General features: G+C 37.6%; 3 protein-coding genes and 1 CRISPR repeat array. Of the genes, 1 reads left to right on the top strand and 2 read right to left on the bottom strand.

Translation table 11 applies throughout. From position 1 onward, the window contains the following. Nucleotides 1–152: transposase (locus tag BLR88_RS17490; protein WP_175493675.1), on the bottom strand; the 152-nt coding region annotated here is incomplete at its 3' end. Nucleotides 153–454: 302 nt separating this feature from the next. Here BLR88_RS17490 and BLR88_RS19770 point away from each other — a divergent pair. Next, the gene (locus tag BLR88_RS19770) at nt 455–619 is read left to right on the top strand and encodes a hypothetical protein (protein ID WP_175493674.1); all 165 of its coding nucleotides are present in this window, start codon (nt 455–457) and stop codon (nt 617–619) included. 185 nt (nt 620–804) lie between these two features. On the opposite strand, the gene BLR88_RS17480 is transcribed toward BLR88_RS19770, so the two are convergent. Then, nucleotides 805–1,167: a hypothetical protein gene (locus BLR88_RS17480; protein WP_057899889.1), complete on the bottom strand. Its 363-nt coding sequence runs from the start codon at nt 1,165–1,167 to the stop codon at nt 805–807. A gap of 39 nt (nt 1,168–1,206) precedes the next feature. Then, nucleotides 1,207–1,697: direct repeats of the CRISPR family, unit length 29 nt; unit sequence ATTTATATCCCACTACGTTCATATAAAAC. Between the last annotated feature and the right edge of the window lie 34 nt (nt 1,698–1,731).

The raw sequence follows: 1,731 nt of genomic DNA, 5'->3' as shown, positions 1-1,731 counted from the left end.
TCTTTTTCCTGTGCGATTTCTTGAAAAAGGTCTTTCAAGTAGCCTTCTATCTCGGAAGTGAGTACTTTTCTTCGGTATTTTACAGACCAAACGATGTGATAATTAACATTGTAGACACAGGTTCGAGCATGTTTTATGGTAGATTTTTTCATACATATAGTATAGCACAAAAAGCTGTTTAACATGTATTATATTGAGCGTTTTCAATTACATATAGTCAGTGAAAATAACAAAAAATTTGCCCTTGTAATCCCCGCAAGGGGGATTCGGGCAAAGCGGACTCTCATCTCTCCTCTAAAGAGGCAGAGGATTCCCGTCCGCAATCCTAAAAAAGACAGTAGATAGAACATTCTCAACGGAAACATTCATTACATTAGAGGCAGGATTTGCGGACTATTTCAAGGCAACTACAGGTGTTAAATTGGATAAAAAGGTAGAATATTCACATGAATTCATGATTCCGGATGTTCCAGCCAAAAACAAAGCTGATATCATAACATGGGATATTTATAACCGTTTTCACTTTACTGAGCATAATATCTTTTCACCTGATCGGAACTTTGTTGTATTAAGTCCAACTGAAAGTGTTGAGGGTGCTATATTTGTTAGCCCGATTTAATTCTCTTAAATTAAAAAGAAACAGCCGCGAACCAAACAGGCTGTTTCTTTTTAATTTTTCTTACCACCAAAAAGGTAAAGAAGATTGGTACGCCATAGAAGATACGGCCATACATTCACCGGGTAAAACAAGAAATAACCCGGTAGAATAGTAGATTTTTAGATTTCTACCGGGTAAGATTTTTTCTATTCATCGTCATTTAAAAACATGGCCGCTGCTTTCCGGGCCGCTTCGTCCGCCTCCATCTTTTCTTTACTCTTTTCTGGCTTTGTTTGTTGAAATGTTCCCGGCATTTGCCCCTGTAACCCGGTGAGTGCCGCGTATATGAATCGGCCTAACATTTTCTTGTTTTCATCTTCTTTTACCCATTGCAATACATCATCTGGTATTTCTTGCGGCATTGGAAATGTCACAGTATAAGGGTCTGATTCTGTACGGATTGCTACAGTGAGTAACCGCATAATCTCAGCCGAAAAATTTTGGCTGTTTTTTTCTTTTCCTTTAATGCCCACACCACATCCTGCGGAGTTTCCGCCGGTACACAGCATACGATTGCTTTTAAATCTACAGAGTCCTCCACATCGCTTCTTTATATCCCACTACGTTCATATAAAACCGTACAGTACAGTGGTTGCATTGTTAAAGCTACCCATATTTATATCCCACTACGTTCATATAAAACTGGACGGACATTCTACAAAAAAGTGACGAGCAGCTTTATTTATATCCCACTACGTTCATATAAAACACACAACATACGACGCTAAACTGAACTACTGGATTTATTTATATCCCACTACGTTCATATAAAACCTATCTTTCTCCTTTTATGTATTATTTTATGTTTGTAATTTATATCCCACTACGTTCATATAAAACAGAGTTGCTTGCAGAATACGAAGAAGAAGTGAGGCGATTTATATCCCACTACGTTCATATAAAACTCATTCAACTCTTTCCATTTATATTGGCTAAGCTCTCCCCATTTATATCCCACTACGTTCATATAAAACTAAAGACGGTATTGCTTGTGAATAGTCGCATTGGTTATTTATATCCCACTACGTTCATATAAAACTTAGGATCATCCGTAAAACCACCTAAGTAGTCTG

The organism is Aneurinibacillus thermoaerophilus, from assembly GCF_900099925.1.
Taxonomy (GTDB): Bacteria; Bacillota; Bacilli; order Aneurinibacillales; family Aneurinibacillaceae; genus Aneurinibacillus; species Aneurinibacillus thermoaerophilus.
This window is presented reverse-complemented; position numbering and strand designations above follow the sequence as displayed.